The sequence below is a fragment of the Roseiconus nitratireducens genome (genome assembly GCF_008629675.1).
Lineage (GTDB): Bacteria > Planctomycetota > Planctomycetia > Pirellulales > Pirellulaceae > Stieleria > Stieleria nitratireducens.
Genome location: NZ_VWOX01000010.1, coordinates 17,083 through 42,463, shown reverse-complemented (window position 1 = coordinate 42,463; position 25,381 = coordinate 17,083). Strand labels below are relative to the sequence as shown.

The window sequence follows — 25,381 nt, the reverse complement described above, 5'->3', positions numbered from 1 at the left end:
CGACTTCCGAAACAACTGGTAAACTCTCCTCCGTCACGCGACCAGATCTCGCAATCCCTCCGAATGAAACTCCGCATCAGTGAGCAGTTGCTCCACGGTGGGCAAAGGATTGGCTTCACCGTAAATCTGAAAAGCGAACAGCCGGGGAAAAAGAAACATCGCCAAATGGTTGAAACTGAGCAGGATCCGACTGAACCAATTCTCGCCGAACGCCAACGGAAAGGGCGCTGGAACGGGCTCCAAACGCGTCACGGAGAATCCCTGTTGCGTCAACAGTCGTCGAAAGGAACCGAACGTGAAGAGCCGGGTGTGGGTCCGGTCCAGGATTCCGCGTTTGCCATAATTGAACTGCCCCAGAAAGAACATCAGGCGAACGGGCAGGAAGACGACATTGGGCGTGGTCAGGATGACTCGGGCCCGCCGCAATTGAGAGTATCCGCGAATCCGCGACAGAAACTCTTCCGGGTCGCGGAGATGCTCAATCACGTCAAGAATCAGCACGCAGTCGAATTGCTGATCTCCGAGGTCTTGCTCCTGAAGCTCGTTGAGATCCAACTGCCAGACGTTCGCCGCCAATTCATGGTGTTCTGCCTCCAGCCGAACATCGACCAACGAGACTTCTCCAGCTTGTTCGGTCAGGGGGCGAACTGTTTCCGCAGGCCCACACCCCAGGATCAGCAACCTTTCACCGGGCCGAACAGCATCCAACGCATATTGGTGTGACGAACTGAATCCGAATTTGGAGCGATATACCGCGGTTTGATCCACGGTGTCGAATTTCGGATCGTGAAAGACGCCAAACTTGGAAAGGGATGCGATGAACGTATCCCGTATCACCTGGCAGGCATATTTGAGACCGTTGACGTGACAAATCTCGTCTCCATAGAACGTCGGTACGGGGACTTCTTCAATCCGATGGCCGGCCAGATTCAACTGAAGGATGATTTCGGTGTCAAAATTGAAATCGTTTGAGTTTCGCGCGAACGGAATCTTGGAAAGAGCCTCAACGGAGTACAACCGATACCCGGAATGCCACTCCGACAATCGCATCCCGCTAAGGCAGTTTTGCAATGCGGTCAGAATCCGATTGCCGACGTATTTGTAGACCGGCATCCCGCCCTTGATTGCCGATCGCCCTTCCAACATTCGGGAGCCAAAAACTGCGGCAGCGTCCCCGTCGACCAACGTTTTTAGCAACACCGGCATTTGCTCTGGGGCGTACTGTCCGTCACCGTGCAGCAACACGATGTAGTCAAATCCTTCTCGGATCGCGTACTCGTAGCCAAGTTTCTGGTTTCCCCCATAACCAAGATTGACGGGATTCTTCAGCACCGTGACCTTGCGTTCCGGCAACAGCGACCTCAGCCGATATCCGGCCTCGAACGTTCCATCAGCGGAGGCATCGTCGATCAGCAGAATCTCTGTTTCGTATTGATGGAACAGTTCCTTCGGAATCCGTCTTACGACCTCCGCGATGGTCCTCTCCGCGTTGTAGGCGACGATAAAGATCAGAATTCGATTTGTCATCGATCAACCCGATTATTCGCTAGGGCCACTTCGCCATCACGTCCGCCCACAACGCCGACAGCGACGTACCAACCGCCCCAACACCGATCAGGGCAACCGCCGAAATCAATGCCAGCAGCAAGGCATACTCGGCAACTGCGGCGCCGTCCTGGGACCGGTAAAAGTCTTTCCACGTCGTCATAAGCCACTCGCGCGTCTTTGGCACGACGACCCTCCCGCACAGAGATCTTTCACTCGCAATGGCATCACCTTGTTGATCGCCACGGTGAAAGCAACGGAAGGCTCAATCGACCGGGTGGGGTTGCAATCCAAAGTTGTCAATTCCTCACGCCGGTTGTTCCCATTGCGGCGTATGAAGACGATGTCATTCCGACTGACGTTGGTATTCGCCGATTCGATCGTCCACGTGAGTCGTGCCGCCTTCCTGCAGATCACGTACCGGTCGAAAAAGATTCCCGCCGCAAGCAGCATCCACGCTGTTTTCAGCTGACGAGAAACCTGGACGGTTTGCCGGGTCATACAGATCCTTGCCCTGCGATTCCATCGCCGATGCGTCACACGTCGGATACAAGGGCGACAGAGCCGGCGCATTGACAAATGCCAGCAGGCTTTGCTGATTCGAAGGGTCTTTTTTTGAAACCTCACGACGTGACAACCTCCAGGTGACAGTTCACGTTAACCCCGACTCGAGCGCCAACCAATGGTGTCACCCTCAAGTTGACGGTGTGGGAACGCTCCAATGTGAAACGGAAAGGAATCCGTACGAAACCAAAGATTTCGGGGCCATCTAGACCGTCGTTCGCGGCTTGGTACAGCACGTGCTTTGACGGACGCTCCGTTGAGGCGTTCGGTTGTCAAACCCGTCGATACCCGATGATTCCTCTCTCCATCTCTCTTTGTTGTTTCCTACGTGGAGTTAGCTACTTATGAAAATCGCACTCAAACCCTTGTACGACTGCATCGTTCGTGATGATGAAGGAGCCACGATGGCCGAATACGGCTTGCTCGTGGCACTCATTGCAGTGGTCTGTATTGGCGGAGTCACGCTTTTGGGCACGAGTCTGAACACTCTGTTCGGCGGCGTCTCGACAAGCATCGACAACGCCAACTAGCCATGCCAAAGTCGCGCGAGGTCCGCGCGATTGGGCAGGAATGCGAGTTCCCTGCGACGTGACACAAATTGAATCACTGCGCAGGAAGTTCGAATCTGAGCTTTTTTCGAAGGGCCCCGGCCTTGGATGTTTTGCCGGGGCCCTTTTTTTCCGCGACCAGCAACCCCGTCGTGCTTGCAGATTCGTCGCCACGAAGATGCTTCCCATGTGAGACAAGTAATGGATGCAGGAATTTTCTTACCGCTGGTCGTTGTGCTCGGCTGCTGCGTCCTGGCAACGGTGACGGACATTCGCCAATACAAGATCTACAACGCACTGACGCTGCCCGTTTTGCTCGGTGGCATCGTTTATCACCTCGTGGGGGGCGGCCTGGCGAGCAGCCTTCTTGGAGCATTGGTTGGATTCTTCATCTTGTTCATTCCTTACCTGATCGGCGCCATGGGCGGTGGCGACGTGAAGCTGATGGCCGCCATCGGATCGTGGGTCGGCGTTGAAACGACGCTGTTGGTCATCGGCATTGGCTGTGCCGCTGCCGCAATCTGCTCCCTGGCGCTGCTTGCCAGGCAAGGCCGACTTCGGGAAAGCTGGATCGGTTTGCAGATCGCATTTTTGAAACTGCAGGCCCTGTCCGGGCCGCTCGGATGTGAAGACGATCGAGAGCATTTCCGAGAAAGCGTTCAGCAAGCCAGAGGGCTTCGGCGTCGCGTTGTCCCGTTCAGCATCATGCTGACTGTGGGTGTGATCGTAGCATTGGGAATTCGAGTTTGGTCCCAAAGTACGATCCAGTGATGCGGTTGGAATCCGCGGCATGAGCCCCGTCCATTACTAGTTGCCCCCTTTTCATCCTTCGAAGGTCCCATCATGAATGCCCGCAGCTTAATGGTGCTGATGCTGGCGTTGGTCTGCGGTGTTTCCGCCGCGGTTGCCGTCAGCCAAATTCGGCCGGAGACTGTTGAAGTTGCATCCGATACCACGCCCATCGTGGCGGCCGCCATCGACATCCCGCGCGGAACGTCCATCACCGCCGACATTCTGAAAACGATGGATTGGCCCAAGGACCAAATGCCCGAAGGAGCCATCACGTCGATCGAAGAGGTGGTCGGCCGAACCGCCGTGATCCCCATGCTCCAGAACGAGCCGTTGGTGGAACGCAAAATTGACGAGGGACTTGGCGTCGCATCATTGATCGGTCCGGGCATGCGCGCATTCACGATTTCCACTCCGGACATGGGTTCGAAAGTCGCCGGACTTTTGCTACCGGGCAATAAAGTCGATGTACTGTGGACTCAGACCCAACGCGTTCGAAGCGGCGGTCCCAATGATTTTACGGGTGGTGCGAGCGTCTCCACCTTATTGCAGGGCGTCCAAGTTTTTGCCATTGACCAGGCCGTCGAAAAGTCCAGCGGAACAACGACAGAACTGAGCAAGACAAAGACTCAATCGGTCACATTGCTTGTCACCGAAGAGCAGGCGAAGAAGCTCAGTCTTGCCCAATCGGAAGGCACGCTCAGCCTGGCGCTGCGGCGCGACGATGACGCGAGCGATACGACATCCCCCATCATCACACTGAATGACCTTCGCGGAGTTCAAGGCGGACCTCCTATTCGTGAAGGGTTGGCCACGGCCGCTTCGTTTTTCCGCGATGTGATCAAGGCCAACCAGCAGATGATGGAAAAGCAACTCGAAGCGGAAGCGAAGGCCAAAGCCGAAGAAGAGGCACGCATCGCGGCCGAACAGGAGCGAAAGGAAAGAGAGGCCGCGGAGGCCGCAGCCCCCAAACCGATCGAACCGGTCTGGGTGCGAATTCGAACGCTCCGTGGACGCAATTCCGGACAGGTGAACCTGCAGCTGCACGGTCGAGCTCAAGTCTCGCCGCTGAGTGGACAGTCAGCCGTTCGCGCTGGCGATGGAAATCCGAGTGCCGTCAGCATGTCGGATTGAGAGATTGCGACAACGTCGTTGACCCGTATCCCCTACCGAGAAACAAGGAATTCATTGCCGTGGCACTGTGGCGATCCAAATCGAGCACATCAGACGGACTGCTTCCCGCATCTAACGGGAAAGCCGCCAACGGACGTCTCGCAAAGTCGCCGGGTGAAGCCGTCCCGGCTGCTGCACCGGGAAAAGAAGATCACCGGCCGCCCCAAGTTGCTGAATCGACGACCTCCGCCGACACGTCGACTCCGAAAGTCGACCCTGTGAACTCCGGAACGCCTGAGAAGAAGCGGCTCACTCCCGAGCAGGCCCTCTTCCAGCGGCTCAAGAGCGAGGTGCATCGGCAGGTCGTTGGGCGCATGGACCTGTCGACCCTCGGCGGGATGCCGGAAGCGGATCTGAGACTGGAGGTCCGTCGATTGGCTGAACAACTGCTCAGCCGTCGTTCGGACCTGCTGGACGCCGATGAGAAGGAGCGTTTGATCAAGGAGGTGATCGACGAAACATTTGGGATGGGGCCGTTGGAACCGTTGCTCAATGACACCACCGTCAGCGATATCCTGATCAACGGTCCGGAAACCGTGTACGTCGAGCGCAATGGCCGCCTGGAACGCACGGACGTGACCTTCGTCAACGATGCGCACCTGACCAAGATCATTCAACGGATCGTCAGCGCCGTTGGCCGGCGGATCGACGAGACCAGCCCCATGGTGGACGCCCGCCTCGCCGACGGAAGCCGCGTCAACGCGGTGATTCCACCGTTGGCCCTGGACGGCCCCCTGGTGTCCATTCGACGTTTCGGCGGCAAACCCTTGGGCGCCGAACAACTGGTCAATTTCGGATCCCTGGCACCCGAAATGCTGGAGTTTCTCAAGGCCTGTGTTCGCGGGCGAATGAACGTCCTGATCTCGGGCGGAACCGGTAGCGGCAAAACCACTTTATTGAACGTGCTCTCAAGCAACATTCCGCACGACGAGCGAGTGGCGACGATCGAGGATGCGGCGGAGCTTCAGCTTCAACAGCCGCACGTGGCACGCATGGAAACACGTCCCGCGAACGTCGAAGGAACCGGTGAAGTGAAAACCCGAGACCTGGTTCGCAACGCATTGCGGATGCGTCCCGATCGAATCGTGGTTGGTGAATGTCGCGGCGCCGAAGCGTTGGACATGCTGCAAGCGATGAATACGGGGCACGACGGAAGCTTGACAACGATCCACGCCAACACGCCCCGGGACGCCATCAGCCGACTGGAGATGATGGTCGGCATGACCGGCTTCGACCTTCCCATTTGGACCATTCGGCGCCAAATCGCATCGGCGATTCAAATCGTTGTCCAGGCGGCGCGGTTGACCGGCGGCCCACGGAAGGTCCTGAAGATCTCCGAAATCACCGGCATGGAGGGTGATGTATTGAGCATGCACGACATCTTCGTTTTCAAGCAGACCGGTTTGGACGAAAACCGCCGCGCCCAGGGCTACTTCATGTCCACAGGAATCCGTCCTCACTGCCTGGACCGACTGACCGAATGTGGTGTCGACCTTCCGACCACCATGTTTGACGAGAAGATTCTGCGGTCATAATCCACAGGGGAGCTGATACTCATGGACATGCTGATTGTGGTGTTGACGTTCGCAGCCGGATTCCTGGTCGTCTACGGCGCCAACCTGCTCCTGACCGACCTGTTTTTGGGCGACAAGGAAGAACGCCGTCGACGATTGGAGGAGGAGGCGTTGATTCGGCATCGGAAAGAAGCTCGCGAATCGCCGTTGGTCGTCAACCCGGACCTCAGCCAAATGGCGGCCCAAGCCTTGGATGAGACGTCCGAGGAAAAGGGACTCGGTGACCGACTGCAGGAAATGATCGACCAGGCCGGCATGCGAACCAGTGCCGAGAAGGTGCTTGTGATCGCGACGATTGTCGGCGTGATCGGCGCCTTGGCGGTCGGAATTCCCTTGCGCAGCCCCCTGGCCGCGGTGTTGGGGGGAATCTTCTTTGGCCCACTGCCGATTTTGTTTGTCCAATTCAAGCGAAAGCAACGCCTGGAAGCGATGCGTGCCCAACTGCCTGATTGCTTCGATTTGATGGGCCGCGTCATGCGCGCCGGTCAAACGATGACGCAGGCCATGCAGTCGGTTGCCGAAGAGTTTGCCCAGCCGATCGGCGGAGAGTTCAGTTACTGCCACGAACAACAAAACCTGGGGCTGTCTCCGGACCTCGCGTTTCGCGACTTGGCCCGTCGCACCGGATTGATTGAGGTAAAGGTGTTTGTGTTGGCCATGTTGGTCCAACGTCAAACAGGCGGGAATCTTGCGGAGTTGCTGGAAAAGCTGGGCACCATTGTTCGCGACCGTTACCGCATGCGGGGCAAGGTCAAAGCGTTGACAGCCGAAGGGCGTTTTCAAGCCATCATTCTGCTTGCCCTACCCGTGATCGTTTTTCTGGCATTGATGGTGATCAACCGTCCCTATGCCATGCAACTGTTCGATCACCCGAGCCTGCTGATGGTCACCGTCGTGGCCATGGGAATCGGAGCACTCTGGATTCGAAAGATCATCAACTTTGATTTTTAAGACAACTGGACCACGCGATGGACAACAGCCTGATCATCATTGCGACCGTTTTCGTGGCGGCGACCAGCCTGGTCGTCGGGCTGGGGTTGCTATTGGGTGGATCCAAATCGGAACCAACCACCGTCGGAGCAAACTCAGCAACCGGTGCGGGAGGCACGCTGTTCAATGATGACGAGTTATTTGACGAGGAGGCGCCGGATTCAAGCTTCCTGGGATTCTTCATGCCGTCCAACCGGCAGGGTCGCAGGGAGATCGCCGAACGCATCATGCAGGCGGGTCTCTACAAACGGAATTCGATGATCGCCTACCTGACCGGTAAGGCGATCCTGGCGTTGACGCCGTTGGGATTGGGTTTGGCGACTTACGCGCTGGGGATGGTGACGCTGCCCTGGGCTTTGGTCTACGGCGGTACCGCTGCTGCCTTCGGAACGTTGCTGCCCAGTTTTTGGCTCGACGCCCAACTGAGAAAACGTCAAAAGGAAATGCGTCGCGCTCTTCCAGACGCTTTGGACGTCATCACCGTTTGCCTGGAAGGCGGACTCAGCCTGCCTGCCGCCCTTTCGAAGGTGTCGACCGAATTGAAGGGTGTGCATGCGCTGCTGGCAATGGAGATGGCAATCGTCCACCGCGAAACGCAAATGGGAAAGTCCAACGGCGAAGCCCTCAAGAGTCTGGCCAAGCGTTTCGACCTGGAAGAGCTCAGAAGCCTTGCTTCCGTCGTTTTGCAAGCGGAGAAATTCGGTTCCAGCTTGGTGAGAGCCTTTCGGATTCAGAGCGACGCCCTGCGAGAACAACGAATGCAGCGTGCGGAAGAGAAAGCGCAGCGGGCCTCGCTACTGATCATGCTACCAACCTTGATCTGCATTTTTCCGGCGCTGTTCGTGGTCCTGCTGGGCCCGGCAGCGTTTAACGTTTACGAAACCTTTAGCAATTTGTAGTTGCAACGACTGTCCTCTCAGGCGGATGTCAGGACAGGACGGCCGATTCTCAACAGAAAACAGAATCCGTCGACGTCATGAAACACTCGGACCCCTCGACCGCCGAATTCCTCCGCTTGTGGGAGCGATGGACGAACGTCATCCAACGTTACCTGTCTGGCGGAAAACGCGCAACGAGGATCTCGGCGGAAAAGTACCGAGCGTTGCATGACGACCTGATGCGCAGTTGCCGCCAACTTTCACGCACCGACGATAAAAAAATCTTGTTCACTCGCGTCGAACACATTGCCGAACCCTGGGTTAGCCTCGAAGCGTTCTCGCACGCAGATCGTCCGGTTCTGAAAGGACTGCTTCGCGACTCCGATGAGATCTTTGGTCTGTTGGGCAGAACGTCTCGACGACGGATTCGAGAGAACCAGAGACGTTTCTTGTTGACGGCGGTGGTGCTGGGCACCGTGGTCGCTGTTTTGTATTTGATCTACGTGCAAGGTGATTCTTCCCTTTCGCTGGAAGTAAGGCGGCTGTTTCGACGCATGCAGTTCGCGATTGCCAAGTCGAACTTCCTGCAAGCTTTCTCGGTCTTGACCCTGGTCGTCGTGATCGCCGGCATTTGGCTTGTCAACTCGGTTAAGAAATCATGATGGCACTGAGGCGCCTCACCGACACCCCGATTTCCTGTTCTTCGGGCCCCGACGCGCTGTCGTCTAGCGCATTGGCGTCCAGCGCTCTGTCGTCCAGCGCATTGGCGCCGCTCGGGGCGTCGCGCAGCCATCGGCTGACAAGCACCCGCCCGCGCCCCCGCGACCGCAAGCCCGCAACAATCGATCGTCCCCGGAAGCGTCGTCGACGCGGTGCGGCATTGGCGGAGTTTGCGATCGTTCTACCGATCTTCATCATGCTGGTGTTCGGCATCATTGAAATCGGGCGTGCCATCATGGTCCAACAAATCATCACCAATGGGGCTCGGGAGGGCGCCCGCCGCGCGATCGTTCCGGGAGCAACCGACGCCAAGGTGGAAGCGGTCGTCAATCAACACATGGCCGCCGGAAAGGTCACCGGGTTCAGTCAATCGGTCACCCCCTTGGCCAGCGCGGAATCGGGCGACGCCATCACGGTCAATGTCAGCGTTCCCTACTCGGAGGTGTCGTGGGGCGTGTTGAATTGGCTTAGCGGAGTCACGTTGAGCGCCGAAGTCGTCATGCGAAAAGAGTAGCCCAGTGAATGTGAACAGCCCGCGTGTCACCCACGCCAAATGCGACCGATTATCGAAACGCTTGGAAGCTCGACGTCGCCGGGGCGGAATCCTGGCCTTGATGGCGATCCTGTTGGTGGTTCTGATCGCCTTCGTCGCCTTGGCGATTGATATCGGGTACATCGTCATGACGCGGACTCAACTGCAAGCGGCGGCCGACGCTTCCGCACTTGCGGGAGGCACCGAACTATTGCCGGGACTCGGGATCAACCAAACGAAGACCCCCGCGGAAGTCGCCATAGCGGCCAAAGAACAGGCGGTTGCTTATGCCGCTGAAAACCCGGCGGGCGATCTCGCATCTGCCTACGCTGATAGTGATCGGGACATACGCTTGGGAAAGGCGGTTTTCAATGCCGCCTCCGGGACCTGGACGCAATCCTGGGGAGTGTCACCGTACAACATGGTTAGTGTCCAATTGCATCGCTGGCAATCCGGGTCCAGTGCGAACGGAGACGGTCCATTGCCTCTGTTCTTTGCCCGCGTCCTTGGACGGGACACCGCGGAAGTCAATGTGCTGGCCACCGCGGTCATCTTGCCGACCCGCGGATTTCGAGTCGATCCCGGCGGCGGTGAAACGGCCAGCATCATGCCATTCGCTTTTCGAAAGGATGTCTGGTATCGACGCCGAGATGCGCAGAAATGGCTGGAAGAACAAATTGCATCGGGCACCAGCGCTGCGGATGTCGCTGTTGACGAATGGATCGAGTACGAAGGAGTGGGGAATCCCGACGATCCCGATGACCCGGCTTCCTACAACCGCGATCGCCCGCTGTTCTACGATTTCGATCTGAACTCCCAAGGGGAAGTCGTCTACGAGGACGTCGTCGATCCCGCAACCGGGCTCACCGTGCAAAAGCCTCGTGTTCAACGCGACGTCTTTGACAACTACACGCGGGAACAGATCGGCCCCTCAAGCTGGCAAGTCAGCAGCGGCCCGGACCAACTGCTTGAAGTGGACATGTACCCCGAAGCCGCAGGGGCGCAATCGCTGACCGCTGGCAACGCTGGGACCATCGACTTGGGTGCCACCGATAACTCGGGCGCGGAATTAACGCGTCAGATTCTGTACGGGTTGAATGAAACCGACTGGCAATCAATGCAAGAGCAGGGCATTGCCGACGGCGAAGGCGTCTTCACCTTCGAGAACGGCACCTTGAGCGCAGAGGGCGATACCGGGGTAACGGCCAGCATTCTCGATGCGCTCAGCACGATCATCGGCGAACCGCGTACCGTGATGCTGTTCGATGAGACATCGGATGAATCCGGAAACAACACCATCTATGTTCTTTCTGGCTTCGTCGGCATCTCGGTCGTTGGGGTGGAAAAAAGCGGAAACCCGAAACACGTGTGGATGCAACCGGCCAAGGTCATCGACGGGACCGCGCTCCCCGACTACGACGGCGAAATCGGAGAAGACGACTCCATCTTCACCCCTTTGATCTTGATCGAATAACGGCGGGCGACGTGCCGACCATCCGATTCGCAGTCTACTGACCCTCTCACGACAGACCGTTCATGCCAAGGTTCATTGATTCCAAGGCCCATTGATTCCAAAGCCCATTGATTTTAAGAGCCGTCCATCTCAGGGGCGCTCGCACCTCAAAGGGCCCCAATGCCAGCCGCGTCTGAATCATTTCCCATCTTCTTAGATTTCGCATCATGATTGAACGACAGCCCGACTATGAAAACCTGTTGGATGATCAACTGGCCGACGTCCTCAGTCTGGAATCCGCGACAGGCGAAGAGTCCGACCAGGGGCGAGTTCCTGCGTCCGAAATGCCGCTGCTGGCCGAAGTGGACGGTGAGAATGCCCCCGCAGCGCCGGAACACCTGGGTGAAACTGGGATCGACGACCAATGGCTAGCGGACCTGGCAGTCCGGATGGCCAGCACCGTTCCCCATTTCACCACCGGATGGGCCGCCGAACGCCTTCATTTGCCGGTGCAACTTGTCGAAGAACTGTTGTGGAGATTGAAATCCGATCACTTGGTGGAAGTGCTGGGACAGGACGGTCCCTTCAGCTATCGCTATGCGGCCACCCAGCGCGGCCGTGAATACGCGAAGCGACTCTTCGACCTGTGCGGGTACGTCGGTCCCGCCCCCGTCGCGGTGGAGTCCTATCGTCGGATGATCGGTTTACAAGCAGCAAATCGAGACGAGGTCAAACTGGAAGCGGTTCAAGCGGCACTCAAGTCTTTGGTGCTGCCAGACGAAACCGTGGAAACCGCCGCGCTTGCAGCTTCCTCGGGACGAAGTCTGTTCATGTTCGGCCCCCCCGGCAATGGAAAGACCAGTGTGGGGCACCTGTTGCATCAAGCGGTCCGCGGCGACATCTGGATCCCCCATTGCATTCAGGTCGACGGTGACATCATTCGAATTTTTGACCCCCAGCAACATGTTCCCGCACCGCTGCACACGTCCGATCCCGGACGAATCGATCGCCGATGGATACGGATCCAACGCCCGTTCATCGTCGCCGGTGGCGAAATGACCATGGAATCGCTGGACCTGGCGTACAGTCCCGCCCATCGCTTCTACGAAGCCCCACTGCATTTGAAGGCCAACGGCGGGACGTTTCTGATCGATGACTTGGGACGACAAAAAGTCGAATCCCACGCCCTGCTCAACCGATGGATTGTCCCGTTGGAACAGCGTGTGGACTATTTGGCCCTGAACTCCGGACAAAAGGTCGAAGTTCCTTTCATATTGATGTTGATCGTGTCCACGAACCTGACCGTGGAAGAAGTCGCCGACCCCGCGTTTCTGCGCCGGATGGGCTACCGACTGCATCTCACTTCGCCCACGCCCGATCAATACGCGGAGATCCTGACCAAGTACGCTGCCGATGCCGGACTGGAACTGCCGCAGTCCATGGTCCAACCGCTGCTGACAAGGTATCGCGACCACGGGTTTCCGCTACGATCGTCCGAGCCGAGAGACCTGGTCGATCGGGCCAAAGACATCTGCCGGCTTCGCGGCCAGCCGATGGTATTGACCGAGGCAATCATGGAAGCCGCGTGGCGAGGCTATTTCGGGAACTAGACGATTCGAGCCATTCAGCGCTAGCGCGCCGTGTTCACCGAATGCGCTGCAATCATCTCAGAAGGCTCCCGCTGTCCAATTTCTGCAAGTAGCGATTCCATCCTGCCCAGCCGTTCGTTGACCGTCGAGTTGCCGGATGGAAAACGTTTCGCGATGCGAACCGCTTCATGCGCATCGGCAATCCGATTGCAATGAGTGAACGCAAGGGCAAGATTCAGATGTGACTCCGCGTCGTTACACCCCGCCTGCTGAAACTCCGCCAAGGCATCTTCGACGCGGTCCGTTTGTGCCAGCAACATTCCCAGGTGGTTGTGTGCCCGTTCGTGATACGCATCCAGCCGAATTGCTTGATTCAGGTAGGTTTCCGCTTCGGTGAAACGGCCCTGCAAATAGCAGCTGTATCCGAGGTCGCAATAAAGATCCGGACTTTGCGGCTGCTGCTCGATCGCCTTGACGAATAGCTCGGCGGATTCTTCGTAACGTTTCCGCTGGTCCAACAAGACGGCCAATCGATGCAGCGCCGTCAATTGATTTGGCTTTACCGCCAAGATTTTCCGGTAGGCTGCCTCGGTAGCCGCCAGATCACCCTGCTTTTCCAGCGTGCGTGCCAATGCCAGCTGGACATCCAAAACCTGATCCGCCGTCGGCGTCGGGAGTCTTCCGGAAGACTCTGCCGACCTCATCAAGTCCGGTCCAACGCACCCACCGACGGAAAGCAGAAGCACCACGGAAAGCAATGCTTCGGTTCGCAGGATCTGTTTCATCGTCATCCCTTGCTGATTTCCTTGCGTGGGCCGTCTTTCCCGGGCCACGTCTAACAAGAACGTCGGGCCAGTCGAACTATGGTTGCGTGTCGCCGAAAATTGGAAGGCCCGTGATGACGCTACCGCCCCCCGCGTCGTTTCCGAGAGGCGCCAGTTGAAGCAGTCTCTGATGGGTCAAAATGGCATCAATGCCGTCCAGACTTGGGACTTGTGGGATCGCGGTGATCACACGTTCCGGGCCGATCGGATACGGCATCTCAGCCAAGTACCCCAAGACGTTGGCGCGTCGCGCGGCGTCCAGTTCAAGATTTCCGGTGGTCTCGATGACCATCTGCAGTGGCGTCTCCATCAATCGCTCCGCGATCTCAACAAGTTCCACAAAGCCCCGACGGTTCAACGAGGCGGTCCCCTGGATGAAGTCATACTGGTACAGCACGGTGCGATCAGCCTGCCCGTTTGCGATTTGTGCCCCGAAAGCGGATTGCACGGCGTCACCGAACGGCCGAAACGAACAGGGATCACGTCGATACCGGCTGGGATCCAGAAGCCGGTGGCAATCGCCGCGACAGGACGCATGTCCCGCTTCCTGGCAACGGCAGGAAGTCGCAACGTGCGGCGCACTTGGTTGCGACGCAACCGCAGAGTCAGCCTCGGACGAAACGATCGGGTCGCTGGATTCCAGCGGCGGAATCACAAATTCCTCGCTGGGTGTGTACCCCCATTCGCCGGAGATCGGTGCGGTACTCGTTTGGCCGCCATCGATCTCGATCGGCGTCGCTTCGGCGAGCGTTCGATCCGACTGCACGGCTGCCGAATCTTCCACGATCGCCGGAACAAGCTCCTGACCGGAAGCGGTTTGGGAGATTCCGGAAGCCGCTAGCAAAACGGCGATCCAATGAAGACGATAGACACCTTTCATGGCAGAAAGATTCCTGAAAGAGTTTGCTGACCGAGAAATATCGGCGACCAAAATCGATTGATTTTGCTCGATTCACTTTGAGTAACCATGTGGGCCGCACATGTAGTAGTCTTCCGCCGCACGTAAATGTTCGTTCGAACTGAAGGGGTGCGCCCAGCTGGTGGTCGATCGGTACAGCCCGTCGCCGTCGCCCTCGATCCAGCCCTTCAGGTAGAATTCATGGTCGTTCGGCTCACACACCATGGCGCCCGGAGGCGGAGGAAGTTGCTCCGGCTCCACCGCGTCGACCAGGTGCGGCGTGACGGTCACCAACAATTCCTTTTCAACGGTGCGAGTCGAATTGTTGCTGAACAGGGGGCCGATGTAGGGCAAGTCGCCCAAGCCGGGAATTCGTGAGGTTCCGCCGGCGGTTTCGACCTGCAGGATCCCCGAGATGGCAAGGCTTTGACCTTCTCGCAATTCCACGACGGTGCTGGTGTTCCGAGTGTTCAGCCCTGGCACGGACGTTCCTTGAATTGAAATTCCGGTCGCGAAGTCCAAGGAACTGACCGATGGGCTTACCGCCAATCGAATTCGGTCGTTGTCCAGGATGTGGGGAACGAAGTCCAGCTCCACGCCGAACTTTCGGTACTCAATCGTCACGACACCTGCACCGCCCAATCCGGCCTGTGGGACGGGTACCGGGAATTCTCCACCCGAAAGGAATTGAGCCTCTTGCCCGTGCATCGCAACCAGATTGGGCTCTGCCAGAATCTTCAACAGCTGGTTGTTTCGGAGCGAATTGAACAGCAAGTTGACATCGCCCCCGTCGAAGACCGCAAACTTTGTGATGGTATCTTGGCCAGGCAGCGGATTGAGCAGGCCCAAGATTCCCGAAGCGGCATTGCTGGCGATGCCACCGCCCGTCCCCATGTTGTTGCCCGTTGGCAGCGGGGGACCAACGGTTGTCCCGACGGCATAGTTGTTGCCCTGAAACAGGAAGCTGGTCCCGAACTCTCGCAAGGCCGTTCGATTCAGTTCGGCAATTTGAACTTTCAAGAGCACCTGTTGCGGGCCCGGCACCCGAATCAGATTGATGACCTGCGGAACCGGAATCTCGGCCTTCACTTCCAACGATTCCGCACCCGGGACCACTTCGGCACGCGGGGCCGCGTCAGCTTGCCCGTCGGACGGCGCAGATCGCGGTTGGGTTGGCGGCGGAATATCATCAACGCTGGTGGTTCCGCGTCCCTTCACGTCAACCGCTTCCTGCGCGACCACCGACACCAAAAAGGATTCAATCGTGCGAATGATTTGCGCCACTTGGCGAGTATCGCGCGCTTCGCCTTTCACCACGACATGGTCCCGCAGGGGCGATAGCTCCAGATAAGCATCCGGGAAGATCTCGTTCAGGCGTGCTGCCAGGAACTCCAGATCCGCCGTCACGTGCACTTCCATGCTGATGTTTTCATTGTCGGGCGTCACGATGGACAGATCGGTCACGCCAATCCGTTGCCCCGTGATTCGGACGTGGCGTGGTCCCACCACCTCAAATTCAATCACGCTCGGATCGCCCGCGGCGATCAAGGGGCTCTGACCTTCCGGAGTCACCAGATCGGATTGCAAAACTAGCAATCGCCCTTGTCCAGCGCGCAATCGAAAAATCGCATCGTTGGAACTAATCTCTTTAACAAAGGTGCCAAACTGCTCCTGCGAGCGCGCTGGCGCTTCCTCAACTGATTGCAGCAGAGGTGTCCGCTGTTGTCCCTCGGGGGGAATCTTGGAAAGTGGCATTTGCCCATGGGCGATCGGGATGACGCTAAACGACATCCAGAGCGCGAGCGTGACTGCCACTTCATTCATCCGACGGCATTGAAAACGCATTGCAACCTGCTCTCCCTGAAACTCCACCCGTACCTATTCACAATCGACTGTGGGGGGGTGGGTCTGCAGCGGTTTTTGGCCCTTGGGAGAAATTGGCGATTGAAAGTAGACGAATTCGATTGAGATGCTCGCCGCCTTTTGCTTTCATTCGCGGGGTTCGCTGGAGCCCCGGAACGATCGGCGCGCACCGGTCAGCCGACAGAGGCCAAATCGCCCAAGTCCCAAAGCTCGATCGCGCCTTTGGCTTCGCTGGACGTCATCGCCAGCAGCGATCCGTCGGGAGAGATCGCAATCGACTTGGGATTCGGCCGCTTTCGCAAAGATTCACGTGTTTCGCCCAGCAACTCGCCGGTACCGACCGCCCAGAATCGACAACCACCTTCACTTCCGATGGTTGCCACGATTGAATCGTCGCTGTGAAACATTGCCCGGCTGATTGCGGAATCATCAAACACGAAGGAACGTCGGATCGTCCCTTGCGACATGTCCCAAAGATGGACCGCGCCCTGTTCCTTTCGCCCAAACCCCGCACTCAGCAGCAGCTCTCCGCTGGCGGAGAATGCAACGCAAAGCACGTTTCCCATCGCGGCAGCGAGCCGGCCCAGGGGCGCGCCATCGTTGGCGCGATGCAGTTTGATCGCGCAATCCGGACCACCGACCGCGAACGACCCTCCCTCCGGCGCAACCGCGAAGCAGTTTTCTCGCTGGAACGTCAGACGACAACGTCCCGAACGGACGTCGTACAAGCGGACCGTTGGTTCCACCGGGTCGCGCGGCCCGCAACCAAATCCTGTGACGACGGCGATTTCGTTGTCCGACGTGGTATGGCCCACCCAATCGACCGCATCACCGTCCCGCGCAAGCGCGTGGCGGACGGTAGCGGCCTGGACGTCCCAAACCAGCACCTCCCCCCGGTCAAACCAATCGCCAGCACCCGCGATCAGCGTCCGGCCGGATTCCGAAAAACAGACCGATCGAATGGCATGTCGATGGCCGTGCAGACTCCCCAGCAGGTTTCCGCTGTCGACCTCCCACAGATGAATGATCTGGTCCCTAGCCCCGGTGGCCAGCAGCTGCCCGTCGGGCGAAAATGCGACGGCATGGACCGGCTTGGTGTGTTCTGCCAACAACCGCACCGTTCTTAACGTAGCCGATGCCACATCAAACCTCCCCACCTGACGGAGCTGGTAGCCGATTGAGACCGGACTCGCACGCTACTTCTGCGCCACGTGCCATCGTCCCAACCAGGCGAACATGGTCCGTCCATCCTACCAAATCGTCAGCTCACAGAGCCGCCATCTCTCGGTCGGCGACGTTAGAATCAACGCGTCTCGTTCACCCCCCCCCAGCCTCCAACTCAGCAGTACTTTGCGATGAATCGAATCAGCAAGCTTCTCTCGATCGTCATCTTCATGTCGGCCGGCGCATTGGCACAGCCTCCAGAATTCCCCAAACCACAGAAAGAGCATCAGTTCCTGAAACAGTTCACCGGAAAATGGACCTCCCACTCCAAGTCCGTCGCGACCGAAGGCCAACCGGAGATGGAATGCTCCGGATCGATGAATTCTCGGATGTTGGGCGGCTTCTGGCTGATCAATCGCATGCAAGGTGACATGGCCGGAACCACATTCAATGCGATTCAAACCATCGGGTACGATCCAGCAAAAAAGAAGTACGTCGGCACCTGGGTCGACTCCATGATGAATCACCTTTGGCAATACGAAGGCACGGTGGACGACACTGGTAAAAAGCTGAGCCTCACGGCGAAAGGTCCCAACTTCATGTCGGGTGGTGCGGAGACCGATTTTCGGGACAGCTATGAATTCAAATCTCCCGACCTGATCGTTGCGACCTCTGAGATGAAAACCGAAGATGGCACTTGGGTCACGTTCATGACGGGTGAGCTGAAACGCCAACAACCATGATCCGGCGGTCAGGCACCTCGTTGCTTGGTCAGAACGTAGAAAATGATGTTCATCGCCATCGGTAACGCCCGTTTCTCGGAGAATTCACGGGCGTACCAGGCGTTGTCGTTTAGCCTTTCCCAACCGTCCGCTAGATCCGTGTTGTGGCAGATCAGCACCATCAGCCGCCCCTGATCATCGTTGATCGCCTGATACGAAACATCTTTTGCATCGGCTCGCTCCCAGGTGACGCCCGTGTCTTTCCCCTGAAGCGCGTAGAAGATTCCGCAGACCTGAGGCTTCTGATCCATGTCAAACACGGTGTGGAAGACTGGGTGCCCCAGCGGCAATTCCTGCGGCGTCCGATTCGGCAGCACTCGCTTCAGCTGCCCGAGCAGGTTCCGTCGCTCCGCTTCGCCCCACGAGTCGTCGATCATCAGGAACCCGCCTTGGTTCAAATACTCGCGAAGCGATTTCACTTCCGCTTCGGACAGTTGCCAGATCCCGTTACCGGACAGGTAGGCAAAGGGGTATTTTTCTAATCGCGCATCGGTAACATCCAAGACGACACCATCGGAACCGATCTCAAGGGACGTCCACTCTCGTAGACGCTGTGAAAGATTGATTTCCGCGTCAGGGTAATCCGTCGCCCAACGACCTTGCGGTTGTTCGTACTTCAGGCGAACGAATGTGAAGGGCTGATCAAATTCGTAGGTCCGGAGCCAGTCCGGCGCACCGGATTGGACGGGGACCGGTTGTGGCTGTTGTCCCGACACTTCCTCCCTCGTCAGCCAGAGGCCTGCGCCAAATATGAGAACTGCGGTACACCGCCTGATTCGCACCGTCACTTCCATCACTCGCCTCACTGGTTGCTGGTCACGCGATTCGCCACTGGCGCTATTTCAATCCACATCGGCTCACGCTCAACTTGGACGGCGTCGTGCGAAGGTAGCATTTCACCCACAGAGCCTCGCCTTCTGCCGAACAGCGACGCTAGCGAAGGGATCATGAGAGATTCTTGACCGGGTCTGGATAACATTTTAAACCAGGCCAACCTGCCTTGCACCCTCCTCCGAGCGCCCACGCGAACCATCGCCGATCACACGTGTCTACCGAAGCGGCGACGCATCAAGCAGCATCGGGCTCCACGCCCTCGCGATCGTTGCAACGGCCAATCGCCTGGCACCTTCGCTACACAGTTCTGCATCCGACCGACCGATACCCAGATCATGTTCGACGCCCCCGAATCCGCCCGAATCGAAATCGGATCAGGACGCTACCTGAGCGAATTGGAAGATACCGACAAGCCATCTCTCGTCGAATACCTCAACGACACGCAACTCCATGAGAACACGCTTCGCATCCCCTTTCCTTACCGCAGTGAAGATGCCGACGCATTCGTGCACGGTGTCCAGGAAGTCACGCGAGCGTACGGGCGACCGTTGCACTTTGCGATTCGTGATACCAGCGGAAGGGCGATCGGAGGGATCGGATTTGATGAATTGAGTGTCGGCCACTGCGCGGAAATCGGGTACTGGCTCGGCCGCCCCTTTTGGGGCCAGGGCATCATGAGCGACGCGGTCAAAGCGGCCTGTCGATACGCCATTGACCAATGGCAGCTTGTCCGGATCTCCGCCCACGTTTTCCCCAAGAATCCTGCCTCCGCTCGGGTGTTGGAGAAAAACGATTTTCACCGGGAAGGACGGTTGCGTCGGTACCGGCAAAAAGACGGGCAATTCCTTGATTCCGACTTGTTCGCTCGATTGACTTGATGCCGATTGACGGTTGCGGCGATGCGTTATCCGGTGGTGGTCGTTGATCAGGATACGGAGATCGCCCCAGTGATCGTCACTCCGGTTGAGAATCCTGTTCGGAATGCGCGATCCAGGCGGCCAGTTTGGTGATCAAATCAGCCTTGTTGATCGGCTTGCTGACAAAGTCGGTGCACCCGGCAGCGAGACTCCCCTGGCGATCGGCGTCCATAGCGCTCGCCGTCAACGCGATGATCGGTCCGGTATATCCTTCTTCCCGCAATCGGCGCGTCGCGGTCAGACCATCCATGACCGGCATTTGCAAATCCATCAGGATGGCATCAATCGCTTCACCTTTCTCTCTCGCTTCGACCCAGGTTTCGATCGCTTGCTCTCCGTTTTCTCGCTCGATGATGGTCGCACCGGCCGACTGCAGGAACGCTTTCGCCAAGAAGCGAATGTCACGACGGTCGTCAACCGTAAGAACACGCCCCTTCACCGCTGGAAGTGTATCGGAGGGGTTTTGGCTTTCCGCTTCGGCCAAGGCATCCGATTCCTTGGGCACCCAAGTGACGCTATCCAGGGATCCCGTCGCGATCGTGAATCGGAACGTCGAACCTTTCCCGAGTTCGCTTTCAATCTCCAATTTACCCCCCAGCAAGTCGATGATTCGTTTGCTGATCGACAGGCCCAGTCCGGAGCCGCCGGCGCCTCGCGTATTTGAATTATCAACTTGTTCAAAGGGACGAAACAGCCGCTTCAGATCGTGTTGGCTGATGCCGATCCCGGTGTCCGTCACGGAAACGTTCAGCGATTGCTGGTCCGGATTGCAGCTGACCTTGACCACAACGCCTCCCTCCTGCGTGAACTTGATTGCGTTTCCGACCAGATTGATCAACACTTGCCGAAACAACTTGTCATCCGTTTGAATCAGCTCGGGGACCTCGCCTTCCAATTCGACGTCCAGGTACAGTTCCTTCACCTCCGCACGCACGTTCAACAATGAACGGACGTTGGACAAGATCGCTGCGACATTGCACGGGGCAATCTCAGGGGTCATTTTGCCTGCTTCGATTTTTGACAGATCCAAGATGTCATTGATGAGTTCCAACAGGTAGTCCGCATTGCGTCGGATGGTTCGAACGCATTGGATCACGTCCCGATCGTTTGTCCGGTCCATCAAAACGTCCGCGTATCCCAAGATGGCGGTCATCGGCGTCCGGATCTCGTGGCTCATATTGGCCAGAAATTGGCTTTTCGCACGGTTTGCTTGTTCCGCCATCTGACGCGCCGAAACGACCTGTTCTTCGTAGGCGTGACGAAGGGTGATGTCCAGGACGACGCCGGCTATTCGCGACGGCTTCCGATCCGGCCCGTCTCCCTGGAACGCGGTCTTCCCCTGGAGCATGACCCAACGCACCTCGCCGTCACGCCGCACGATTCGGTGTTCCAAGTTGAGGACGCCTTGTCCTCGGGGATCCAGCGATTCTCGGAATCGCTCCTCAACCCGTTCGCGATCCTCGGGATGAATCTGGTCGGTCACTTCGCCTGCGGCATGCTCGATCGACTCGTCGCTCGCCAATCCGAAAATCGACTTCAACTCCGAAGACCAGATCAGCTGGCCGGTTTGGAAATCGCCGTAGTAGGTTCCAAACCCCGCCATCTGGGCAGCCAATTGAAGACGTTCTTCACTCTCCCGGACGGAGATTTCGGCCTTCCTTCGCTCGGTATCGTCGCTGGCCGTGTAACAAAAACGTGTCCTGCCCTCCTCACCGTCTCCCATGTAGGAAACCGAAACGTTCAACCAGCGACCTTCACCGACGGACTCGTCTTCAGGATGGTAATAGTCAAATCGCGTGGCCCGACGTTTGGATTCTGACTCTCGGTATTTCGCGATCCATTGCTCGACGCATTCCTCCGATACTTGCAAATCCTTTCGCGCCCAACGCCCTTCGGTCTGATGCCGACCGACACCAAAAAACCTTTCCGTCGCGACGTTGTCCAAAACATGAAGCACGTCGGAGTCGTCCGACGGGAGTTCGACCACACCCATGCAGATGTCCGCGTTGTCGATGAAAGCCTGCAACAGTTGTTGATTCTCAGCGAGCTCCGATTCGACCGCGATGCGATCCGAAATGTCAATTCCCAACCCGCCAACGAACCGCTCTCCCGAAGAATTGGTCAACAAGAACTTGGAGACGAAAAAGTGCGGGCGTTCCCCGTTGGGATAGGCCGATTGCTCAACCGTTTCGATCGTATCCCCGGTCTTCAGCACGTGTTCATCGTTCAAGCGAAATTGTTTGGCGATCTCATCGGGCCAGACGTCGAAGTCGGTTTTGCCTATCCATTCCGACTGGTCCAAATCGAATCGATTCTCGAACGTTGGACACATGTAGGTGTAACGCAGTTGCTCATCTTTCATCCAAGCAACGACGGCGCTATTGCTCAGGAAAGCCTGCATCCGAACTTCGTTGTCGCGCAGCTTGGTTTCATGATTTTTGCGTTGAATGGCCTCCCAAATCAGATTCGCAACGGACTGGACAAAGTTCGCATCGTCGACTGAAAACTGTTTGGACTGTTTGCTGTGGACGCCCAGCACACCCCAGGGCGCATCCTCCGGACCGATGATGACACTCATGCCGCTGGTCACCTCATGCTCGCTCAACAACTCGGGTCCGCTGAACCGCTTTTCTTTCCGCAAATCCTTCGTGATCGTGGGTGCGGAGGACTGCAACGTGTATCCGGCCTGTGAGTCGATTCCCGTCGGGACCAGCGCCGACCCGACCAATCCTTCTCGCCAGCCATAACCGGCGACCAGTTTCAGTTTCCGACGATCTTCTTCAAGCTGCAACACCTTCGCGAATTCCGTCTCCAACGTTTCCGCCAAATCCACAACGGCGCGATCCAACAACTCCGCCAAGTCCAACCCGGACAGCGCCGCACGTCCCAGCTGTGCGATGATCGCTTGCTGCCGCTCCCGGTTTTCAATCTGCCTGGATGCCACCTTGACCGAAGTCACATCGGAGAACGTCATCACCACCCCTTCGATCTTGTTTTCCGACGTCCGGAATGGGTTGATGCGTCGCATGAACCATTGCCCCCCGCGACTCTGAACTTCCTTCTCGACAGGGGCCAGGTGGGTGAGGACCTCCCGGGCGTCCTGTTCCATGTCAGGATCATTCACGCGGCTGACCAAATCCACGATGGGGCGACCGATGTCCGAATCGATCAGGTTCATCAACCGCTTGGTCGCCGGAGTGAACTTGCGGATCCGCAAGTCGCTATCCAGAAACAGAGTCGCCATCTCGGTGCTGGCCAACAGATTTGTCAGGTCATCGTTGGTGTGTTCAACTTCGTCAACCTTGTCGTGCAACTGGTTGTTGACCGTGCTCAGCTCCTCGTTGAGCGACTGCAGTTCTTCCCGCGACGTTTCTAATTCCTCGTTGGTCGATTGCAGCTCCTCATTCATCGACATGACTTCTTCGTTGGAGGCCTTCAATTCCTCGTTCGCGCTTTCGACCTCTTCGATGGTGCTCTGCAGATCCTCCCGAGTCGCTTGAAGTTCCAACGCGAGCTCGCGCTCGGACTCGCCTTCCAACTGCCCCAACTCTTCCGACCAGACCGACTCGGAATCTGACGCCTTGCTGGTCCCTTCGTCAGTGAAGCTGATGAGGTACAGCTTCGACTCACCTCGCATGGCACTCAGCGGTTGAACGCGAATGCGAACCGCCACGCGCGAACCGTTGCGACGAACGTGCGGCGCAATCGATTGGGTTACCTGGTCATCGGTCCGAGCACGCTGCAGGGCCTGGCGTGTCTTCGCCTTCAGTCCATCCAAAGCCATCGCCGCCAAATCCAGTTCGGGTTCGCCGGTGGGAAAATCCAAGTAATCCCGCACGGGGCCGTGGATGTATTGAATCATTCCCTTCTGATTGACGACCACGCTTGCCGGCGCGAACGCGTCCATCAGCGCTTTCTTCGATATCTCCGTAATGCTAACGGTCGGGTGAACCCCAAACGATCCATCGCTGGCGGAGACCGGACGCGACGTTGGCTCCGTAGCGCCCATCGACAACGCCGACGCCAGCGATCGGCTCTCTCCAACCTTTTCGTAGATTCGTGCCTTCTGCGCAATCGTCTTGAATTGGTTGCTTCGATTGCCCGGTGATTCCGAACTTCCCAAGAACAGCAGACCGCTCGGCTTCAGTGCAAAATGGAACATATCGAACACGCGTCGCTGGACGTCTGACTCGATGTAAATCAATAGATTGCGGCAGCTGATCAGATCCAGACCAGAGAACGGCGGGTCCGAAAGAAGGTTCTGTGCGGCGAACACGCAGGATTCCCGCAACCCTTTCTTGACGCGCAGCCGGTCGCCCTCGCGATGGAAAAACCGATCGACGTAGCCGTCGGGCAAATCGCTGGCAATGCCGTCAGAGTAAACACCCAGACGCGCGATCTCGATCGATTCGCTGTCGATGTCCGTTCCGAAGATCTGGGTATCCAATCGACGACCCAGAATCTCTTGTTGCTCATGGAGAAGCATTGCGATCGTGTAGGCCTCTTCCCCGGTCGAGCAACCGGGCACCCAAACCCGAAACGGTTCTTCCGAAGTTCGTTCACGAATCCTTCGCCCGATCAGATCTGCGATCATTTCCCAGCAGTCGTCGTCGCGAAAGAAACGCGTGACCCCGATCAGCATGTCTTTGAACAGCTCTTTCAACTCTGCAGCGTCATTCCGCAGCAATTTCAAATAGTCCGCCGGGTTGTCGAGATGACGGATGCCCATCCGGCGCTCGATACGACGGGTCAGTGTCCCCTTCTTGTAGCGAGTGAAATCATGATCGGTGTGGGCCTGAAGCAAGGTCAGGATGGCGCGAAAATGATCGGGAGCCCGCTCCGCTAGTGACGCTCGTGGCTGGTCATTCACGTAGGGATGCTTCGCATAAGACACGATGACGTTCGCCATCTCTTCGCAGGGCAGAAGGTAATCGACCGCGCCGGTCAATACGGCCGCCCGGGGCATGCCGTCATAGGCGGCGCTGTCCGGGTGCTCGACGATCGTCATCCCGCCCTCGGCCTTCACGTGCCGGACCCCTTCGGCCCCATCGGTCCCCGTGCCCGACAGGACGACGCAAATCGCTCGCTCACGACATTCCATCGCCAGCGATCGGAAGAAGTGATTGATCGGAAGCCTCACGCCACGTTCGGCAACGGGTGGCTCCAAGTGAAGCACGCCGTTTCGCATGCTGATGAACTGGTTCGGCGGAATCATGTAGACATGATTCGGCTCGATCGGTGTCTCATCTTCGACATGCTGCACCGACATCTTGGTGTACTTTGACAGAAGTTCGACCATCAGACTTTCGTGCGTCGGGTCCAGATGTTGAACCAGCACGAACGCCACTCCCGAGTTGGACGGCAAATGTCGCAGCAGACATTTGTAGGCCTCCAGTCCTCCCGCCGATGCGCCCACCCCGACGACGACACAGCCTGAACGACCTCCCGGGTCGTCGTTTGCACTCTCCGATCGCGGCTCGACCTTCGAACCGCTGCCCGCTTCCTGCCCCGCCGACCCGCGTGAAGAATCTTCTGATCCCAAACGCTCTTTCTTTGACTTAGTCGGCCGTTTCTTCTTCGCCATACGTTCAGCCAAAGAATTCTGGAGGGAGTTGCGAGGACACGCCCCGGGATGTCGACCCGCGGTACCGCAGATGCTCAATAGAGCTTTTCGCGACAATTCTAGCAAACCTGACTCTTAACAAAGATGTTGGCCTCCGTTGTGCCAACACCTGCATTGCTGA

The 25,381-nt window shown here is 57.6% G+C and carries 22 protein-coding genes; 12 read left to right on the top strand and 10 right to left on the bottom strand.

Annotated elements, in window-relative coordinates; translation table 11 throughout:
* Positions 1-33: 33 nt before the first annotated feature.
* The 3 genes from FYK55_RS17385 to FYK55_RS17375 form a co-directional block, all read right to left on the bottom strand.
* On the bottom strand, positions 34-1,527 hold the full coding sequence (locus tag FYK55_RS17385) for a glycosyltransferase (RefSeq protein WP_150077726.1): 1,494 nt from the start codon (positions 1,525-1,527) through the stop codon (positions 34-36).
* Positions 1,528-1,546: 19 nt separating this feature from the next.
* Complete coding sequence (locus FYK55_RS17380) at positions 1,547-1,708, bottom strand: Flp family type IVb pilin (RefSeq protein ID WP_150077725.1); 162 nt, start codon at positions 1,706-1,708, stop codon at positions 1,547-1,549.
* Positions 1,709-1,891: 183 nt separating this feature from the next.
* A complete protein-coding gene (locus FYK55_RS17375) occupies positions 1,892-2,182 on the bottom strand; it encodes a hypothetical protein (protein WP_150077724.1) in 291 nt (96 codons plus the stop codon).
* A gap of 271 nt (positions 2,183-2,453) precedes the next feature.
* On the opposite strand from FYK55_RS17375, the gene FYK55_RS17370 reads away from it, so the two are divergent.
* The 7 genes from FYK55_RS17370 (at position 2,454) to FYK55_RS17340 (ending at position 8,723) form a co-directional block, all read left to right on the top strand.
* Positions 2,454-2,639, top strand: coding sequence for a Flp family type IVb pilin (locus FYK55_RS17370; protein WP_150077723.1), 186 nt, complete (start codon positions 2,454-2,456; stop codon positions 2,637-2,639).
* Positions 2,640-2,858: 219 nt separating this feature from the next.
* Positions 2,859-3,428, top strand: coding sequence for an A24 family peptidase (locus tag FYK55_RS17365; protein WP_161604589.1), 570 nt, complete (start codon positions 2,859-2,861; stop codon positions 3,426-3,428).
* Between the two features lie 72 nt (positions 3,429-3,500).
* Complete coding sequence (cpaB, locus tag FYK55_RS17360; RefSeq protein WP_150077721.1) at positions 3,501-4,580, top strand: Flp pilus assembly protein CpaB; 1,080 nt, start codon at positions 3,501-3,503, stop codon at positions 4,578-4,580.
* A gap of 257 nt (positions 4,581-4,837) precedes the next feature.
* A complete protein-coding gene (locus tag FYK55_RS17355; RefSeq protein ID WP_235908794.1) occupies positions 4,838-6,154 on the top strand; it encodes a CpaF family protein in 1,317 nt (438 codons plus the stop codon).
* 21 nt (positions 6,155-6,175) lie between these two features.
* Positions 6,176-7,144 (top strand): type II secretion system F family protein, encoded by a 969-nt coding sequence (locus tag FYK55_RS17350; protein ID WP_150077720.1) that lies wholly within the window; start codon positions 6,176-6,178, stop codon positions 7,142-7,144.
* Between the two features lie 17 nt (positions 7,145-7,161).
* Entirely contained in the window at positions 7,162-8,082 is a 921-nt protein-coding gene (locus FYK55_RS17345) for a type II secretion system F family protein (protein ID WP_150077719.1), read from the top strand.
* 77 nt (positions 8,083-8,159) lie between these two features.
* Complete coding sequence (locus tag FYK55_RS17340; protein WP_150077718.1) at positions 8,160-8,723, top strand: hypothetical protein; 564 nt, start codon at positions 8,160-8,162, stop codon at positions 8,721-8,723.
* On the opposite strand, the gene FYK55_RS29760 is transcribed toward FYK55_RS17340, so the two are convergent.
* Entirely contained in the window at positions 8,710-8,979 is a 270-nt protein-coding gene (locus FYK55_RS29760; protein WP_235908771.1) for a hypothetical protein, read from the bottom strand. The two genes, FYK55_RS17340 and FYK55_RS29760, sit on opposite strands and share 14 nt — an antisense overlap.
* On the opposite strand from FYK55_RS29760, the gene FYK55_RS29755 reads away from it, so the two are divergent.
* From FYK55_RS29755 to FYK55_RS17325, 3 genes are all read left to right on the top strand, one after another.
* A complete protein-coding gene (locus FYK55_RS29755; RefSeq protein ID WP_235908770.1) occupies positions 8,978-9,295 on the top strand; it encodes a TadE/TadG family type IV pilus assembly protein in 318 nt (105 codons plus the stop codon). The two genes, FYK55_RS29760 and FYK55_RS29755, sit on opposite strands and share 2 nt — an antisense overlap.
* Positions 9,296-9,299: 4 nt before the next feature.
* Complete coding sequence (locus FYK55_RS17330; protein WP_150077716.1) at positions 9,300-10,787, top strand: pilus assembly protein TadG-related protein; 1,488 nt, start codon at positions 9,300-9,302, stop codon at positions 10,785-10,787.
* Positions 10,788-10,993: 206 nt separating this feature from the next.
* A complete protein-coding gene (locus tag FYK55_RS17325; RefSeq protein WP_150077715.1) occupies positions 10,994-12,376 on the top strand; it encodes an ATP-binding protein in 1,383 nt (460 codons plus the stop codon).
* Between the two features lie 20 nt (positions 12,377-12,396).
* Here the strand turns inward: FYK55_RS17325 and FYK55_RS17320 are convergent, their stop codons facing one another.
* The 4 genes from FYK55_RS17320 to FYK55_RS17305 form a co-directional block, all read right to left on the bottom strand.
* Positions 12,397-13,140 (bottom strand): tetratricopeptide repeat protein, encoded by a 744-nt coding sequence (locus tag FYK55_RS17320; RefSeq protein ID WP_161604588.1) that lies wholly within the window; start codon positions 13,138-13,140, stop codon positions 12,397-12,399.
* Positions 13,141-13,216: 76 nt separating this feature from the next.
* On the bottom strand, positions 13,217-14,059 hold the full coding sequence (locus tag FYK55_RS17315; protein ID WP_150077713.1) for a hypothetical protein: 843 nt from the start codon (positions 14,057-14,059) through the stop codon (positions 13,217-13,219).
* 72 nt (positions 14,060-14,131) lie between these two features.
* Positions 14,132-15,901, bottom strand: a complete 1,770-nt coding sequence (locus FYK55_RS17310) for a type II and III secretion system protein family protein (protein WP_161604587.1) — start codon at positions 15,899-15,901, stop codon at positions 14,132-14,134.
* A 212-nt stretch (positions 15,902-16,113) separates the two neighbouring features.
* On the bottom strand, positions 16,114-17,049 hold the full coding sequence (locus FYK55_RS17305) for a WD40 repeat domain-containing protein (protein WP_150077711.1): 936 nt from the start codon (positions 17,047-17,049) through the stop codon (positions 16,114-16,116).
* A 246-nt stretch (positions 17,050-17,295) separates the two neighbouring features.
* Here FYK55_RS17305 and FYK55_RS17300 point away from each other — a divergent pair, with 246 nt between their 5' ends.
* Positions 17,296-17,847, top strand: a complete 552-nt coding sequence (locus tag FYK55_RS17300) for a DUF1579 domain-containing protein (protein WP_150077710.1) — start codon at positions 17,296-17,298, stop codon at positions 17,845-17,847.
* Positions 17,848-17,855: 8 nt separating this feature from the next.
* Here FYK55_RS17300 and FYK55_RS17295 read toward each other — a convergent pair whose 3' ends face one another.
* Positions 17,856-18,602, bottom strand: a complete 747-nt coding sequence (locus FYK55_RS17295; protein ID WP_161604586.1) for a DUF4159 domain-containing protein — start codon at positions 18,600-18,602, stop codon at positions 17,856-17,858.
* 453 nt (positions 18,603-19,055) lie between these two features.
* Here FYK55_RS17295 and FYK55_RS17290 point away from each other — a divergent pair, with 453 nt between their 5' ends.
* Positions 19,056-19,598: a GNAT family N-acetyltransferase gene (locus tag FYK55_RS17290; RefSeq protein ID WP_150077708.1), complete on the top strand. Its 543-nt coding sequence runs from the start codon at positions 19,056-19,058 to the stop codon at positions 19,596-19,598.
* A 76-nt stretch (positions 19,599-19,674) separates the two neighbouring features.
* Here the strand turns inward: FYK55_RS17290 and FYK55_RS17285 are convergent, their stop codons facing one another.
* Positions 19,675-25,221, bottom strand: a complete 5,547-nt coding sequence (locus tag FYK55_RS17285; protein WP_161604585.1) for a chemotaxis protein CheB — start codon at positions 25,219-25,221, stop codon at positions 19,675-19,677.
* Positions 25,222-25,381 lie beyond the last annotated feature (160 nt).